Genomic DNA, 1,013 nt, shown 5'->3' on the forward strand with positions numbered 1-1,013 from the left:
GTGCCGGTCACGTCGGTGGTGCGGAAGTAGAACTGCGGACGGTAGTTCGCGAAGAACGGCGTGTGACGGCCACCTTCATCCTTGGTCAGGATATAGGCTTCGGCTTCGAACTTGGTGTGCGGGTTCACCGAACCCGGCTTGCACAGAACCTGGCCACGCTCAACCGCTTCACGGTCGATACCACGCAGGAGGGCGCCGATGTTGTCGCCGGCTTCACCGCGATCCAGCAGCTTGCGGAACATTTCAACACCGGTACAGGTGGTTTTCTGCGTGTCCTTGATGCCGACGATTTCCAGTTCGTCACCAACGTTCACAACACCACGCTCAACACGGCCGGTCACAACGGTACCGCGGCCCGAGATCGAGAACACGTCTTCGATCGGCATCAGGAACGGCTCGTCAACCGCGCGCGGAGGCTGCGGGATGAACTCATCAACAGCCGCCATCAGCTCAGCGATTTTTTCCGAACCGATGTTGGCGTCACGGTCTTCCAGAGCCGCCAGGGCCGAACCCGCGATGACAGGGATGTCGTCGCCAGGATAGCCGTATTCGGTCAACAGCTCGCGGATTTCCATTTCGACCAGCTCCAGGAGCTCTTCGTCGTCAACCTGGTCAACCTTGTTCATGAACACGACCATGGCAGGGATGCCAACCTGGCGACCCAACAGGATGTGCTCGCGGGTCTGGGGCATCGGGCCGTCTGCGGCGTTCACAACCAGGATCGCGCCGTCCATCTGTGCGGCACCGGTGATCATGTTCTTCACATAGTCAGCGTGGCCGGGGCAGTCGACGTGGGCGTAGTGACGCGCGTCGGTCTCATACTCGACGTGCGCGGTCGAGATGGTGATGCCGCGGGCTTTCTCTTCCGGCGCGCCGTCAATCTCGTCATAGGCTTTGAAGTCACCATATTGCTTGGTGATCGCCGCGGTCAGAGTGGTCTTGCCATGGTCAACGTGACCGATGGTGCCGATGTTGCAGTGCGGTTTGCTCCGCTCAAACTTTTCCTTAGCCAT

1 protein-coding gene is annotated in these 1,013 nt (G+C 59.9%); it reads right to left on the reverse strand.

All coding sequences use genetic code 11. The annotated features are described in order from the left end of the window. A partial coding sequence (gene tuf / locus EK369_RS21275) for an elongation factor Tu (RefSeq protein WP_127116279.1) occupies positions 1–1,013 on the reverse strand: 1,013 nt, incomplete at its 3' end.

The sequence above is a fragment of the Shimia sediminis genome (genome assembly GCF_003990645.1).
In the GTDB taxonomy this organism is placed as follows: domain Bacteria; phylum Pseudomonadota; class Alphaproteobacteria; order Rhodobacterales; family Rhodobacteraceae; genus Shimia; species Shimia sediminis.